The organism is Romboutsia sp. LXY-2, assembly GCF_056171995.1.
On record NZ_JBKFGI010000001.1, the window covers coordinates 896,148 to 912,500 of the forward strand.

Sequence of the window (16,353 nt, forward strand, 5' to 3'; positions counted from 1 at the left end):
TCATTTTGATAAATGTCAACCAAAATATATAAAAAATATTTTAAACTAATATTACTTATCCTGCACTCTTTTATTTTAGATAAATTGTAAGCTATTATAATTTTCTTATACATAAAAAAAGACACTGTATTTAAACAATGTCTTTTTTACTCTTAAACTTAATACTTTAAAATTTTACACGTAAGACTTTAAAACTTCTATCTTACCTTTTATAGTGTATTCAACACCAGATTTAATATATACAGTTTCCTCAGCCTTTAATTCAACTAAACCTTCAGCTGATTCTATAGTCCCTTCCCCACTTATTACAGTATAAGAATGGAACTCTCCACATACCTTATCATCATAACTTCCATCAACATCTATCTTTTCAACAGTAAAATAAGGAGTCTCAAGCTTTGTAAAGTTTTCTACCATCCCACCCTTATTTTTCATATCATAATCAATAACATCAAGAGACTTCTCTATATGCATCTCTCTATCTCTTCCCCAGTCATACATTCTGTAAGTTACATCACTACTTTGTTGAACCTCTAATATTTTAAGTCCACCTTCTATAGCATGTACAGTGCCTGCTGGAATATATATCATATCTCCCTTTTTAACACTAACTCTAACTAAGTTTTCTTCAACCTTATTTTCTTCAATAACTTTCGCAAAGCTATCTTTATTAAATCCTTCTTTAATGCCACAAACTAAAGTAGCATCTTCCTTAGCATCTAATATGTACCAACATTCTGTCTTCCCGTTATCGTTTTCATACTTTCTAGAATATTCATCATCAGGGTGAACTTGTATAGATAAAGCTTCATTTGCTTGTATTATCTTTATTAATATTGGTAATTCTCCTCCTAAAGCATCTGCTAAAGACTCTCCAGTACCCACTACTGTAGAACAACCATTTCTATGAGTAGATAAGTTCCACTCTTCATATCCCCATATTTTTTCACTATAAAAAGGTTTTAATTTTAGTATTCCATTCATATAAAGTCCTCCATAACCGTCTGTTAATATTTGTTATTTACTTTTATACTTTACCTTGTTACTAATATATCAACTCATTATACCACGTTTTCCTATTATTTCAAATCGCTGTACAGTTCTTTTTGTTCAAATATTGACACAACTTTAATAAGAGTAGCGATACTAATAATTATAAAGTCAGCTCCATCTTTCTTTTCTACTTTATAATGTTTTTTATCTGAAGAATTCATTCTTATTTCTACTGTAAATTCATCTCAATCTTCTTTAATATGCCTTTCTACAGTAAATACTTCTCTATACTAAATCTAACATTCTTTAGTTAACACTTGGTTAAATATTTTTTGATATTTGTTATAATTTCCAAACTTACTTACATAAAAAAAAAAAGACTGTTTCCGATACAGTCTTTATCAAAAGGGTATATTGTGTTTTATACTATATAGGGGATATAGTATTTTCAAATGTTATATAGGGGATATAACATTATTTTACTTATACAGTTTAAGTTTATATTTGGAGGAGAATTAATTTTCTCCCCCTTATGTCAATTCCTAATGTCTATCAGTTCTTGTCGTTTCCTGTTGTCTATGTATACAATATATTATATTTTAAATACTTTGTCTATAATATAAATAAAACTTTATATAAAAATAACATTTTGCGATATTTTTTTATTACAACTTCTATTTTTTAAAATCAATTAAAATATTTTATACAATATTCTTTTAAATCATAGTACAATCAAAACTTTTCTAATATTTTTTATTATTTAAATCCAGACAATAACGATGCCCTTTAACTGTCTGTTCATACTTTTTAAATCCAACCCCCTCAAATAGCTTTTGTGAACCTGTATTGTAACTATATATTTCATTTACAAATAGTTTTTCATATCCCAGATTTCTTCCTCTCTCAATTAAATTTATAACTACCTTTTTACCTATTCCATAACCACGATATTTTGTATTTCCTATTATAATCGGCATATCATATTCACTAAATGCTACATCTCCAATTTCAACATATATATCATTTATTTTATACTCGATAAAGTAAAGTTCACCATGTTTATCTAAATAGGTATACATTCTATTTAAACGCTCCATATTGTATATCTCATTTTTCCCATCAACAAGCATGAGTGTTTCCTCATCTTGATACCAACTTAGTGCAAAGTCTATTCTTCCATCATATTTACGTAGCCTAATTTCATTATTAATATTAATACATTCTGGTTGTATTACACTTTCTATAGGCATAGTATTCCCCCCACAAATTCTTATTTATATAAATAGTATCAAAATTACTTTTAATTCGCATTATATAACAATTGCATATTTGTTCTTTATATATGATTTTCAAATTATTTAAAACAGGTCCTATTACTTGAATTTACATATGATTAATTTTTTGCAATAAAAAAAGACTGTTTCCGATACAGTCTTTGTAAAAGGGGATATTAGTTATATACTATACAGGGGAATATAGTATACTGCAATGTTACATAGGGGATATAACATTATTTTGCGCTATAAAGTTTAATATTATACGTGGAGGAGAATTAATTATCTCCTCCTTATGTCAATTCCTACCGCCTATCAATCTTTGTCGTTTCTTGTTGTCTATGTATACAATATATTATATTTTTTATACCTTGTATATAATATAAATAAAACTTTATATAAAAATAGCATTTTATATCATTTTTTATTATTTATAACTCTTTTATTCTTTCATCGAAGCAATTAATTAAAATTATATTTTATCTTTTAATTTAAAAGATTATTTTAACACTTTTTAATTTTTTCTATCTCCTAAATTAGATTTTATAATTTATTGCTGCTCATTCACCATATTTAATGTTTATATCTTTACCATTCTACTTTTATACAACTTCCTATTTTTTCTTCTAATAGAATCTCCATTATTTTCACACCATTGTCACTTAATTCACTTGATTATATTTTTATAAATCTCATATTATTATACATAAAAAAAAGACTGTTTCCGTTACAGTCTTTATCAAGAGGGGTATTATTATCTTAATACTACATAGGGGATATAGTATTATTTACTTAATACATTTTGGGATTATGGTAGGAGGAGAATAACTCCCCCCCTTATGTCAATTCCTATTGTATATCGCTTATTGTCGTTTCTTGTTGTCTATGTATACAATATATTATATTTTTTGTACCTTGTCTATAATATAAATAAAACTTTATATAAAAATATCATTTTATACTATTTTTTTATTCAAACTCACTTTCACCGTTATTTTATAAACTATATTTTATAGTTTTATTTTATTTTTATTTAAAACACTTCATACTCCACTAATTTAAAATTTATATAATTTCAAGTTTTCAAAACATATCTATAAATATTTCTCTATCTATAAAACTAAACATCATGATTATATTCTACATGAACTATACACAGATAGTCGCTCTCAGACTTTCCTTATACGCAAAAAGAGTTGCTCTAACAGCAACTCTTATATATTATTCTTCATCTTTATTTTCTTCTACTTTAACGCTGTCAACATAAGCTTTGATATCTTCAACAACATTACCTTCAACAAATTTTATAGCCTGTCTTATAGCATTCTTTACTGCAACACCATTTGAGCTACCATGAGCCTTTATAACTCCACCATTTACTCCAAGAAGTGGTGCTCCACCATACTCAGAATAATCCATATAACTCTTTAATTTCTTTAAATCATTCTTAAGTAGCATAGCTCCAACTTTACCTTTAGTACTTGATAAGAACGTTTCCTTTAATAGACCCATAACAGACATAGCTACACCCTCAGTAGCTTTTAATAATATATTACCTGTAAATCCATCACACACTATTACATCAGTATGAGCATTTATTACATCTCTAGCTTCAACATTTCCTATAAAGTTAAGATCTAATTTTTTAAGTTCTTCATAAGACTTCTTAACTAAGTCATTACCTTTACCTTCTTCTATGCCCACGTTAGCTAAAGCTATTCTTGGACTGTTTATTCCTAAAACCTTGTTAGAGTATATACTACTCATTACAGCAAATTCAACTAAATTATTTGGCTTACAATCAGCATTAGCTCCACCATCAGCTATTATTGTCATACCTCTTTTTACGTTAGGTAGTGCTGGACATAAACAAGGTCTATCTATCCCTTTTATTCTTCCAACAACAAATAACCCACCTGCAAGTAAAGCACCAGTATTACCAGCTGATACAACAGCCCCAGCATTACCTTCCTTAACTTGTCTAAGCGCTACTACCATTGAAGAATCCTTCTTGCTTCTTATGGCTTTTACAGGTTTATCTTCATTTTCTATTATTTCAGTTGTATGTATTATTTCTAACTTGCTTTTGTCAAAATCATATTTTGCAAATTCAGCTTCTAATATGTCTTTATCTCCAGTAACAATTAAGTTTACCCCATATTCTTTGATTGCTGCAACACAACCTTCTACATTAGACTTTGGTGCATTATCTCCACCCATTCCGTCAATAACTATCTTCATCTGTACTCCTCCTATTCTATTTCCTCAAATACAAATTCACCTATAAATATTTGCTCTTGCAATCTATTATTTACAATTACATTTATGTAGTGCTTCTTATCTTCTACTTTAGATATTTCAGCTTTTGCTATCAGTCTATCTTTTTTCTCTATCAGTTTTAAATACTCAGAATTACAAGCTGAAAGTCTCACCTTTGGTGCATCTATTACAGCCATAGCTAATGAATTTGCCATAGAAAATATATATACATCTCTTAGGGTATTAGTTTTGGAGTAAATCATATCATCAGTGATTTCTAACATAGATATACCTACATCACCTACATTTAAGTCTATAATTTCTCCCGTAATCTCTGTAAGACCTAATGTCTTTACCTTTGAGCCTTGTATCTTTGCTATAGACTTGACTCTCTCTCTTAGCTCAGGTATATTTAAACTCATTCTATCTAATCTTATAGTCTGAATGCTTACTTCAAAAATATTAGCAAGCTCTTCATCCGTATAGAAAGTATCGTCTTTAAGCATGTCCACAAGCTCTTCTTGTCTTTGCTTCTTGCTTTTCTTTTTCATGTTACCTCCAGGTGTTTATGTCTGAAATTTATACTAGCTACTAATAGTAGTTTATGATACATTAGTAAAATTATCAATAGTTATATTATATCCTATATACATTATAGCATCCAATGAAAACACTACATTTATTAACCTTCAAAATATAAAAGCATATCATAAAGATATGCTTTTATCTAAAATCATTGTATATATCTTGAACAAATTTTTCAAAATTTTCTCTTTGACTATGATTATTTCCATTGTAAATTTTAAGAGAAGATAAATATTTATTTAATTCTGTGCTATCTAGAGATTTCATTTTGCTATATCTTCCTCTTTCATACAACTCTTTCAGGGTTTCTCCTATTTCCAAAAGTGCTCTATAGTGCTTTCCATTTGAGAAACCAGGCTTCTTAGAATTGTCATTCAATTGACCAAAGAAAACTGATTTACAGAGCCATCCTTTTATTGCAGTGCTATCTAGTGTTGTATTAGATAGAACATAGTTTATATAATCTGTAAACTCACCAAATTCGCCCTCTTTTAGTTTAATACCTACAATAGGATACCATAATCCCTTTACCTTACCATCATTAGTTCCTGATGACCTATAATAAGCTAATGTTACTATCTCTACTCCATAAGAATATTTAATTTTCACATCCACTAGCCCTATAGCTCTAAATGGTCTTTTAGAATATTGATTTGCTCTAAAGCTACTCATATCAATTTCTAGTATTTGATTAATATTTGCCACATTATACATCTCCATTTATATATTGCTTAAACGTTAAATGATTAACCTTTTTAAGCAATATCTATATGTTTAACCCTTATTTAGAATTCTTATATCTCGAAGACTAAATTTTATTTCATCTACACTTTTAAAACTGACTTCAATACCCATTAATCTTTTTAAAAACAAAGATTCTTCTTTGCTTATATTAAGTTCTTCAAACCATGGTCTTTCTTCTAAATCACTTTCCTCATAAAATGATGTGTAATATAGATGTATTAGAAAATCTGCAACATACCAGTAATCTACTTCTTTTACATATCTTTTACTATCTATATATCTTGATAATCCAAAATCAATTAACTTTATTTTATTCTCTTCATCAAGTATTATATTTGGCGTTCTTAAGTCTCTATGAATTATACCTAATTCTTGAAGAGTAGTAATTATTTCTACAAGTTGTTCGGCTATATCATATATCTCGTCCTTAGTAAACTCATGTTCATCTTCAGTTAATATTACTTCAAAATCTTTACCATCTATATATTCTAATACATAAATTTGACTACCTTCATAATTAAACTTTTCTATAAACTTAGGAAACCTATCATCATCTAATATTTTTAATATTTCTTCTTCATAGAACATTTTTTTTCTAGAGGCTTCTAGCATCTCATTTTTTAGTTGTTTTAATACATATTTAGTTAGGTTTAAATCCTCCACTAAATATGCAATGCCATATCTGCCTTCCCCTATTATTTTTATAATAGAGTACTGATTTATATTATCACCAGGGCCATAATGCTTATCCATAATATCCCCCCATATATTCATATATTATGCACTATATGGCTTACTATTTGATACATTTGATTTAGATCCACTCTTTGATGCAGCTGACTTAGATCCACTTTTTGATGCCTTAGACTTACCTGCTCTTGTATAATGACTAGATCCTTGATAAGATTGCTCTTTTAAAGATTCCATAACCTCACCTCTTATATAATTTTAGTGCTGTATTAAATTATATGATATATTATTCTATTTTGTTACTTAATAGCATATTTTATATTTTTTCATAATAATATGAATCCTTGTTTTAAATATAAAAAATGTATATAAATTTGAATTTATCCAAATCTACATACATCTTTATTTTTTTAATATATTTTAAAGCTAAACTATGATTTAGGAATATAAGTCTTAAAAAGACTTAGTTTAGAATTTGCTTCGGAATTAACTACATAAAACAATTGTAAATTAATATACTTATCTTCATCCGTTTCTGCTAAAATATATGCTTCTAATTGCGTCAAGGCAAACCTATATTCATTTAGTATTAATCCTATTGCGTAAAGACTATTTAATGTATAATTATCATCTTTGTATTGACTGTATTTTTTTTGAATATCAAGAATTAAAGAATTTATCTCGATTATTATAAAATCTATTTCCTTTAAGTATTTTTCTTTGTTATTTTTAAATTCTTCATCATCTGCATTTATTATAGTCTTTGCAGTTAAGTGAATTTTAGATGATAGTCTATCTAAATCATTATATATATAATCATGAACTATTTGATTTTTAGGTTGTACGATTTCATTTCCATATGAAATCTCCCCTTTTATATATGTAATTACACAAATAAATAATATTGTAGTTATAAGTAAATGAGCCTTTTTCATATGTACCTCCATAAATGATTTTTTTTATAGTTTTTGCAAGGCATAAATAAATATTCATTTATTATTACAATAAAAAAAACATGTAGCTTAACTACATGTTTTGATTAGAAGTTATTATTCTCCAACAACTTCTTTACCTTTATAATGTCCGCAATCTGGACATACTCTATGTGGTAACTTTGGCTCATGACATTGTGGACAACTTACAAATCCAGTTGCTGTCATTTTTGAGTTAGCCGCTCTTCTCATTTTAGTTTTTGATTTAGACGTCTTACGCTTTGGTACTGCCATTTACGCCACCTCCTTAGTCATTTTTAAATAAATCTTTTAATTTAGCAAAACGGGGATCTATAATCTCCTCGTCGTTCGCGATTTCACTACAAGAACAATTTTCTTTGTTCAGGTTTGCGCCACAGCCTTGACAAAGACCTTGGCAATCTTCATTACAAAGACTAACAGGCGGTAAATTAAAGTCTAATGTTTGTTCTATTATAGACATAAGGTCTAAGTCAGCCCCTTCTATAAAGAACGCATCATAATCTTCAAATTCATCTTCAACATAGTCTTCTTTAACTAAAAAACCTTGTATAGAATAATTTATAGGTACTTCAACATCTTCAAGGCATCTTGCACAACTATCAAGTATTGTAAATTCAACGTCTGCATCTATATACAACCCCTTATTGTTAGTCGATATTTTACCTTCAATATTTATAGGTGAAGTTAGTCTATAAATGTTATCACAATAATTAATAGTATCAACTTTTTCAGAAAAATTCAAGTCTATTTTCTCAATTTCTCTTCTAAGTAACTTATCTAAATTAATTTTCATTGGTCTCACCTCAATTTGTCGCCAAATTTATTATACAAATCTGAGATTTGTTTGTCAAGTATTTTTACTTGATAGATAAATTTGTCAGTATTACCTTTTTTGTAATGGTGACTAACATGACTTAAGGTAGGTTAATAACCTACCTTAAATATATTATAACCAAATTTAATTATTTTACTAAACTAACTGTATCTCTAGCTATAACTAATTCTTCGTTAGTAGGTATTAATAATATCTTAACTTGAGAATCTTCAGTAGATATTACTCTTTCTTTTCCTCTAACCTTATTAGCTTCAGCATCTAACTTCATTCCTAAGAATTCCATGTTAGCAGCTATTTCAGCTCTCATATCTATTCCATTTTCACCTACACCAGCAGTGAATACAACAGCGTCAACACCGTTCATTTCAGCAGCGTAAGCTCCTATATATTGCTTAACTCTCTTAGCGTATGCATCTAAAGCAACTTGAGCTAATTCATTTCCTTCTTTAGCAGCACCTTCTATATCTCTGAAGTCAGAAGATATTCCAGTCATACCGTAAACACCTGATTGCTTGTTCATTAAATCAGATAATCCTTTAGCATCTAAGTTTTCTTTTTCCATTAAGAATGGTAATATAGCAGCATCTATATCTCCACATCTAGTTCCCATTATTAAACCTTCTAATGGAGTGAATCCCATAGAAGTGTCAACACACTTACCACCATCAACAGCAGCTATAGAAGCTCCGTTTCCTAAGTGACAAGTTATAACTTTAACGTCCTCTGGATTCTTACCTAACATAGCAGCAGCTCTTTGAGAAACGTAGTAGTGAGAAGTTCCGTGGAATCCGTATCTTCTTACTCCGTACTTAGTGTATAATTCATGAGGTAAACCATATAAGTATGATGACTTAGGCATTGTTTGATGGAAAGCAGTATCGAATACTCCTACCATTGGTACTCCAGGAAGTATAGCTTTACAAGCTTCTATTCCCATTATGTTAGCTGGATTGTGAAGTGGTGCTAATTCAACACACTCTTCTAAAGCAGCCATAACTTCATCAGTTATTACAACTGAAGATGCGAACTTTTCTCCACCGTGAACAACTCTGTGTCCTACAGCTTCAACTTCGCTTATTTCTTTAACTCCACCGTAAGTTGGATCTACTACACCTTTTAATACTAGTTCTATAGCATCTTGATGGTTTTTCATAGGTTGTTCTACAACGTATTTACCTTCTACTCCATCTTTCTCTTGCTTTAATACAGAACCTTCTATCCCGATTCTTTCAACTAATCCTATACATAAAACTTCTTCATTTGACATATCTATTAATTGATACTTTAATGAAGAACTACCACAGTTTAATACTAATACTTTCATTAGTATACCTCCTTAAATTTTATCAATAATATGTAACAAGTCATTAAGACCTTAAATTTACCTATCTTGTAACATTGTATACATTGAACATTCATTTCTTTAAATAATATAACATCTTTTACATAAAAAGTACATACTCTTTATAAGATTTTCAAAAATATCAAGAAATTTGCGTTGACATAGATTATTTTTCTCTATTTGTTATAATATTATAATAGAATATTTTAATTTTGAAAAAATATTATAAATGTATAAGAAACATCATAGTTTGCGCATACGGTATTATAATTCCACAAAAATATCGTTTTCCCTTTATTTTTTATATATTTTTTTATAAATATTCACCTATAATATTATTTATAATTTTACTAAGTTTCATACTTAATAAAATAAATATAAATCCAAGGAGAAAATAATGAATATATTAGGTTTAATCGTTGAATATAATCCATTCCACAATGGTCATTTATATCATCTATTAAAATCAAAGGAAATAACAAATGCTACTCACACTGTAGCAATAATGAGCGGTAATTTTCTTCAAAGAGGAGAACCTGCATTATTTGATAAATATACTAGAGCTGAAATGGCTGTAAAAAATGGAGTTGATTTAGTAATAGAACTTCCTACATTGTTTGCTTGCCAAAGTGCTGAGATTTTTGCTTACGGAGCTGTAAATACTTTAAACTCTCTAAACTGTATAAATTCAATTTGCTTTGGAAGCGAGGAAGGCAATATAAATACTCTTTCTACTATTTCAAAAATATTAGTAGATGAACCGGAAGAATTTAAAATCCTTTTAAAAGACTATCTAAACCAAGGTATGCTTTATCCTAGCGCTAGAAGTAATGCTTTATTTGATTATATTTCAAAATACAAGTTATTAAATGTTTCTAAAGAAGACTTATTAGAAATTCTTAATTCATCAAACAACATACTAGGACTAGAATACATAAAAAGCTTGTTTAAGTTAAATAGTAATATTAAACCTTATACGATAACAAGAGTATCCGCAGCATATAATTCTGAAGATATTAATAGTAATATTTGCTCTGCTACTGCAATAAGAAAATCATTAAAGGAAAATAATAATCTAAATGATATAAGTAATGTTGTTCCATCTCCTACATATAACAAAATGGAGGAAAAAATAACTTCTAACTTTAATCCAATGTTTGATGATTATTATTTTGACCTATTATCTTCTACAATACTTAGAGATGTTGATATACTAAACACTTATTTTGATGTAAATGAAGGTATAGAAAATAAAATATACCAAAGTGTATTTACTTCAAATTCTTTAAGTGAACTTCAACAAGAAGTAAAATCAAAAAGATATACTCTTACAAAAATAAAAAGAACTTTAAACAACATCTTACTTGGTATTACTAAAGATGATATGAGGAAAGTAAAAGATATAGAAACTATGCCTTATGTAAGAATTTTAGCTTTTAATGATAAAGGCCGTGAAATAATCAAAGCTATTAAGACTAATTCTGAAATAAATATAATAAACAAATTTTCTAATATCTCTTTCAATATGAATGATGATAAATTTAAAACTTTAATTTCATACGATCTTAAAGCTAGTAACATGTACAATATGCTTTACTATAAAAATAATAAAAATCTTTTAAAAGGGCCTATGGACTTTTACATCACCCCAACCTACGTTAGGTAAACTTAATTTACTACTATAATTTCGTAGATAATTTATATAAGTATAGAAAATAGTGAGGTATCTTACCTCACTATTTTTTATACTTATATAATATCTAAGAACTCAAAATTTTGTTATACACAACAATCTATTACAATATATCAACTATCCTATAAGAAATCACACAATCATTTTTATCTATTCTTTCTACAATCTTAATACTTATAACATCTCCAACATCATAATTATCAAAGGTATCTTTATCATCAAAAGAATAATCCCTATTCTCATCACTACAAAATATCATACATGTATCAGGATATCTAGGATAGGCAAATTTTCCAGATACAGTAGTACTCATAGGTAACCCATCTACCATTTCTTTCTTATATATTTTAACTTCTATTATTGATTCTACCATTTCCTTCGTTCTTACCTTCAGCCTAATTTTCTCTCTACATTCTTGTATGTATTTTACAAGCATATACAAACTTCCAATTACAACAGCAAGTATCCAAATTTCTGACTGTAACTCCATTATTTATATCCCCCCTAATACCTATGTAACTTAACTAATTATATTGCATAAACTTTCGTACTAATATACCACAAATAAATAATAATATATTTATATGGATGATAGCAAATTTATAGAGTAATTATAAAATAGCTATGTTTAAATAAGATAACTAAAAATGAAGCAAGCTATATTCTTGGCATTAGGCAACTATAACTGTGGAGTAATAATTAATAAAGCATAATACCAACTTTTGAATAATATAATAGTTCTATATTATTTAAATATGTTAGGTGGTATAGATATGAAAAAAAGCAAACTAATAATATTTTTTACCCCTATAATAATCGTACTACTTCTAATACTTGGAATAATATGCTATCCTTCAGAATCTTTAGAAGCTGCTAAAGGTGGGCTTAATATTTGGACTAGTGTTCTTATTCCTTCTCTTCTACCTTTTATTATAGGTGCAAACCTAATTGTAGAACTAAAAGTAGTTGATATTATAGGTTTTTTAATTAACCCAATTACAAAATTTATATTTAATGTATCAGGAAAAAGTGCACTAGTATTTGTAATTTCAACGGTGTCTGGATATCCTGTTGGTGCAAAACTAGCTTCAGAACTTCGAAGTAATCATCAAATTTCTAGGGCTGAGGCTCAAAGACTAGTATCTTTTTGCTCTACTTCTGGCCCACTATTTATAATAGGTGCTGTTGGTACTGGTATGTTTAAAAACCCCTCTCTTGGATATTTAATGATCGTCTGTCACTATCTATCTTCAATAACAGTTGGGCTACTATTTAGAAAATATGGCGGCGAATATCTGCCTAAGTCTAAAGACAATATCAGAAGCAATATAACAAGAGTCATAGGTGAAAGATACTCAAACAATCAAGGATTCTTTGTACTATTTGGAAATTCCGTATTTAATGGAGTTAATACCTTACTTATGATAGGCGGATTTGTAATAGTATTTTCAGTAGTTTTTAAAGTATTATCTTTGTTCAATATAATATCTCTATTCGCAACAATATTATATATTCCACTAGCTCTATTTGGAGTTAATAAAGACCTTTGTTATGCATTCATAAGTGGTCTATTTGAAATGACTATAGGGTGTAATAATATATCAATGGTAACTTCTTCTCCAGATATAATAAAAGTTGCCTTAGCAAGCTTCTTAATCGGTTTTAGCGGCCTTTCTATACTTGCTCAGTGCTGTACATTTATATCTAAGACTGATATTGATACTAATTTGTACATATTTAGCAAAGTATTGCACGGGACTTTTGCATCATTCTTTACCATAGTTTTATATCCAATATCAAACTCTGTTGCTTTAGTTTCTAATTTTTCAAATATATATGATGTTTTTTATAACAACTCACTTTGGTTAACTTATATAAATAATTTTAAATCTATCTTGCCTTTATTTATCATTATTTATTTAATATCATATTTGTACATATGCATTAACCGTGAAAAAAGCATTGGATAATCTTATAATAACTAAGTTAGACCTATTAGAAAGGAAGAATTAATGTCTTCCTTTTTTACATAAACAAATACCCCCTAAGGGTAATACTTGTTCTTTTTATGGCAAATGTATTATAATTTTAATATAAACATTTAAATAAAAATAATAGTAGAAGGTGAATATAATGCTTGATAAATTGTACAACGATTTACTTAACAATGTTAACAAAGGAATTCAATGCGTAATGCTTACTTATTTAAAACCTGATAGTGATACAAAAGGTTCTATAAAAGAAAAAATATTATTAACTATAAGTGATATAGATAATAAAACTCTACCTCTTGAAGATAGTATTTACAAAAGTATTAATAACGCTATTTCTACAGGAAAGATTGAGACCTTAAGTACCGAAAATAATAAACTGATTCTAATAGAGCCTTTTTTCCCTAAGCCAAGACTTATAGTTTTTGGTGGAGGACACATCGCCAAGCCTTTAGTAGAATTTGCTTCTAAGGTTGGTTTTTCAGTAACAATAATTGACGATAGACCCTATTTTGCAAATATTTCTAGATTCCCAGAAGCTGAAAAAGTTATATGCGAAGATTTTAAGAAATCATTTGACCTTATTGATTTCAGAGAATCAGACTTTGTGGTTATAGTTACTAGAGGTCACAGACATGATGGTCTAGTTTTACGAAATGTTTTAAATCACAACTTAAGATATACTGGAATGATTGGATCAAAGCGTAGAGTAAAAGGTATGATGGAAGAGTTAGCTTCAGAAGGTTATCCTAAAGAAGCTCTTAATAAGGTAAACTCCCCTATAGGTCTTGATATTGGTGCTGTTACTCCTGATGAAATAGCAATCTCTATAGTTTCTCAGCTTATTGCCTTTAAAAATAAAGGAGCTATAGATAGTAAAAATAAAAAACATTCTTATCCTGAGTTCGATAATGATGTTATCTCTGAAATATACAAGGAAGATATTATGCCTAAAGCACTTTTAACTATACTTTCTTCTAAAGGATCTGTTCCTAGAAAAGCAGGGGCTAAAATGATTGCTTATTTTGATGGTAGAACTTTAGGAAGTATTGGTGGTGGCTGTAGCGAGGCCGAAATTTTATACAAAGCTAGAGACCTTATACACGAAAGGGGATACTCTATTGAGCGTGTAGATATGACTGGCGATGTAGCAGAGGCCATGGGTATGGTCTGTGGTGGAGTTATGGACGTACTTATAGAAATAATATAAATACACTCTTTGAATTAAATTAATATATATAATTTTAATTATATTATTGCCGCCCTTTATTTTATAACCTACAATAATATAAATTTATTGAGAACCTATAGTAAATAACTAAACTCAATTAAGTAAAGGGGGCCATACTAATGTTTTACGGAGAAAAAGTATGTCTTAGAGCATACAAAGCTGATGATATAGAAATTGCTACAAAATATGTAAATGACAAAGAACTAAAAAAACTACTAGTAACAACTATCCCATTCCCTATGACAAGTTGGGAAGAAGAAGGATGGATAAAATCACAAAAATCTAACAACCAAGGAAATTATAACTTTGCCATAGAAGATATAGAAACAGGCAAATACATAGGTGGTTGCGGAATTCAAAGCGTAGACTGGCTTGCTCGAGTAGCGATAGTAGGAATAATGATAGGAAACAAAGACTACTGGGGTAAAGGTTATGGAACAGATGCAATGAAAGTTTTAATAGACTTTATCTTCAACGATATGAACATAAATAAAATAAGGCTACAAACATTCTCCTTCAACGAAAGAGCAATAAAATCCTATGAAAAATGCGGCTTCAAAGTAGAAGGTGTATTAAAAAATGAAATATTCAAAGAAGGAAAATATTACGACGAAATAATAATGTCCATATTTAGAGATTAAAAAAACCTTCATCAAGAAGGTTTTTATTTTTATATTCTCTTTTTCAACTAATAATAAAAAAGAGTTATACAACTCTTATTTATTACTTAGTTGTGATCTATCTCTTGCTACTTCTTCAAGTATGCTTTTTAAGCTTTGCTCTACGCTTAAAAGTACATCCTCAGCATATTCTATAGAACCAAGCCTTATTTCTGTAGCAACTCTTTCAGCTCTTTCAACCATATCTGTAGCTTTTTCTTCAGCTAAACTTACAGGATCACTAGCTTCAACATATGCATTAACTATTTCCTCAGAATTCTTCTTTAATTCTTCAACATTTTGAGCATAATCAGCTTGTATTCTTTCAGCTTCTTTTTGGGCTTGTGCTATAATTTCTTCAGCATTTTGCTTAGCTTCACTAATTATTTTTTGTCTTTCTTTATTTATCCAAACTGCTTGAGTAACTTCCTCTGGTATAACAGCCTTAATGTCATTTATTATATTTAATGCTTCTTCTCTTTCTATACTACACTTGTGACTTGAAAAAGGTAGTGAAGATGCATTTCTTATCATGCTTTCTAACTCTTCGAATAACTCAATCATCTCTAGGTCTACGTTCATTTCCTAATTCCCCCTATTTGTTTTTCTTTTTAACTCCTTTAATACTTCTTCTGGCACTAAATTCTTAATATCTGCATCAAAAGTTAATACTTCTTTTATTAAAGATGAACTAATAAATGAGTACTTTGTACTTGTTGGTAATATTACAGTCTCAATATTAGGGCTTAACTCTTTATTCATATGAGCCATCTGAAGTTCATACTCAACATCTTGCCCACTTCTTATTCCCCTGACTAGCGTTTCTATACCATTTTCTTCACAATACTTTACTAATAGACCATCAAAACTTACTATTTTTATGTTGTTTAAATGACTTGTACAGGATTCTATTAGCTTTACTCTTTCTTCAAATGTAAATAATCCTTTTTTATTTGGATTATATGATACACCTATATAAAGCTCATCAAATATTTTTGATGCTCTACAGATTATGTCTAGATGTCCGTTGGTAATTGGGTCAAAGCTTCCTGCAAACATAGCTCTGTGAATTTTATTTACCAT

The 16,353-nt window shown here is 28.7% G+C and carries 19 protein-coding genes; 4 read left to right on the forward strand and 15 right to left on the reverse strand.

Annotated elements, in window-relative coordinates:
• Positions 1-174: 174 nt before the first annotated feature.
• The 12 genes from ACI48P_RS04380 to ACI48P_RS04435 all read right to left on the reverse strand — a co-directional run bounded on the left by ACI48P_RS04380 (position 175) and on the right by ACI48P_RS04435 (position 9,678).
• A complete protein-coding gene (locus tag ACI48P_RS04380) occupies positions 175-984 on the reverse strand; it encodes a type I phosphomannose isomerase catalytic subunit (protein WP_475213832.1) in 810 nt (269 codons plus the stop codon).
• Between the two features lie 95 nt (positions 985-1,079).
• Positions 1,080-1,214, reverse strand: a complete 135-nt coding sequence (locus tag ACI48P_RS04385; RefSeq protein WP_475213834.1) for a hypothetical protein — start codon at positions 1,212-1,214, stop codon at positions 1,080-1,082.
• Positions 1,215-1,736: 522 nt separating this feature from the next.
• Positions 1,737-2,243 (reverse strand): GNAT family N-acetyltransferase, encoded by a 507-nt coding sequence (locus ACI48P_RS04390; RefSeq protein WP_475213836.1) that lies wholly within the window; start codon positions 2,241-2,243, stop codon positions 1,737-1,739.
• A 1,245-nt stretch (positions 2,244-3,488) separates the two neighbouring features.
• Positions 3,489-4,508, reverse strand: coding sequence for a phosphate acyltransferase PlsX (gene plsX, locus ACI48P_RS04395; protein WP_475213838.1), 1,020 nt, complete (start codon positions 4,506-4,508; stop codon positions 3,489-3,491).
• A gap of 11 nt (positions 4,509-4,519) precedes the next feature.
• Positions 4,520-5,077, reverse strand: a complete 558-nt coding sequence (fapR, locus tag ACI48P_RS04400; protein WP_475213839.1) for a transcription factor FapR — start codon at positions 5,075-5,077, stop codon at positions 4,520-4,522.
• 172 nt (positions 5,078-5,249) lie between these two features.
• Complete coding sequence (locus ACI48P_RS04405; protein WP_475213841.1) at positions 5,250-5,816, reverse strand: hypothetical protein; 567 nt, start codon at positions 5,814-5,816, stop codon at positions 5,250-5,252.
• Positions 5,817-5,885: 69 nt separating this feature from the next.
• Positions 5,886-6,608 carry a serine/threonine protein kinase gene (locus tag ACI48P_RS04410; protein ID WP_475213843.1) on the reverse strand — a complete coding sequence of 241 codons (723 nt, stop codon included), beginning with the start codon at positions 6,606-6,608 and terminating at the stop codon, positions 5,886-5,888.
• A gap of 24 nt (positions 6,609-6,632) precedes the next feature.
• Positions 6,633-6,782: a hypothetical protein gene (locus tag ACI48P_RS04415; RefSeq protein WP_475213845.1), complete on the reverse strand. Its 150-nt coding sequence runs from the start codon at positions 6,780-6,782 to the stop codon at positions 6,633-6,635.
• Positions 6,783-6,976: 194 nt separating this feature from the next.
• Positions 6,977-7,480 (reverse strand): hypothetical protein, encoded by a 504-nt coding sequence (locus ACI48P_RS04420; protein ID WP_475213847.1) that lies wholly within the window; start codon positions 7,478-7,480, stop codon positions 6,977-6,979.
• Between the two features lie 114 nt (positions 7,481-7,594).
• Positions 7,595-7,771 carry a 50S ribosomal protein L32 gene (rpmF, locus tag ACI48P_RS04425; protein ID WP_475213848.1) on the reverse strand — a complete coding sequence of 59 codons (177 nt, stop codon included), beginning with the start codon at positions 7,769-7,771 and terminating at the stop codon, positions 7,595-7,597.
• Positions 7,772-7,784: 13 nt separating this feature from the next.
• A complete protein-coding gene (locus ACI48P_RS04430; RefSeq protein WP_475213850.1) occupies positions 7,785-8,312 on the reverse strand; it encodes a YceD family protein in 528 nt (175 codons plus the stop codon).
• Positions 8,313-8,481: 169 nt separating this feature from the next.
• Positions 8,482-9,678, reverse strand: coding sequence for an acetate/propionate family kinase (locus tag ACI48P_RS04435; RefSeq protein ID WP_475213852.1), 1,197 nt, complete (start codon positions 9,676-9,678; stop codon positions 8,482-8,484).
• Positions 9,679-10,093: 415 nt separating this feature from the next.
• Here ACI48P_RS04435 and ACI48P_RS04440 point away from each other — a divergent pair, with 415 nt between their 5' ends.
• A complete protein-coding gene (locus ACI48P_RS04440) occupies positions 10,094-11,362 on the forward strand; it encodes a nucleotidyltransferase (protein WP_475213854.1) in 1,269 nt (422 codons plus the stop codon).
• A 130-nt stretch (positions 11,363-11,492) separates the two neighbouring features.
• Here the strand turns inward: ACI48P_RS04440 and ACI48P_RS04445 are convergent, their stop codons facing one another.
• Positions 11,493-11,879: a hypothetical protein gene (locus tag ACI48P_RS04445; protein ID WP_475213856.1), complete on the reverse strand. Its 387-nt coding sequence runs from the start codon at positions 11,877-11,879 to the stop codon at positions 11,493-11,495.
• Positions 11,880-12,162: 283 nt separating this feature from the next.
• Between ACI48P_RS04445 and ylbJ the strand changes: the two genes are divergently transcribed.
• The 3 genes from ylbJ to ACI48P_RS04460 all read left to right on the forward strand — a co-directional run bounded on the left by ylbJ (position 12,163) and on the right by ACI48P_RS04460 (position 15,252).
• The gene (ylbJ, locus tag ACI48P_RS04450) at positions 12,163-13,359 is read left to right on the forward strand and encodes a sporulation integral membrane protein YlbJ (RefSeq protein WP_475213858.1); all 1,197 of its coding nucleotides are present in this window, start codon (positions 12,163-12,165) and stop codon (positions 13,357-13,359) included.
• Between the two features lie 163 nt (positions 13,360-13,522).
• Entirely contained in the window at positions 13,523-14,590 is a 1,068-nt protein-coding gene (locus ACI48P_RS04455; RefSeq protein WP_475213860.1) for an XdhC family protein, read from the forward strand.
• Between the two features lie 140 nt (positions 14,591-14,730).
• Positions 14,731-15,252, forward strand: coding sequence for a GNAT family N-acetyltransferase (locus ACI48P_RS04460; protein WP_475213862.1), 522 nt, complete (start codon positions 14,731-14,733; stop codon positions 15,250-15,252).
• Between the two features lie 75 nt (positions 15,253-15,327).
• On the opposite strand, the gene ACI48P_RS04465 is transcribed toward ACI48P_RS04460, so the two are convergent.
• Positions 15,328-15,852, reverse strand: coding sequence for a hypothetical protein (locus ACI48P_RS04465; protein WP_475213864.1), 525 nt, complete (start codon positions 15,850-15,852; stop codon positions 15,328-15,330).
• Positions 15,853-15,855: 3 nt separating this feature from the next.
• The gene (gene coaD, locus ACI48P_RS04470; RefSeq protein ID WP_475213866.1) at positions 15,856-16,353 is read right to left on the reverse strand and encodes a pantetheine-phosphate adenylyltransferase; all 498 of its coding nucleotides are present in this window, start codon (positions 16,351-16,353) and stop codon (positions 15,856-15,858) included.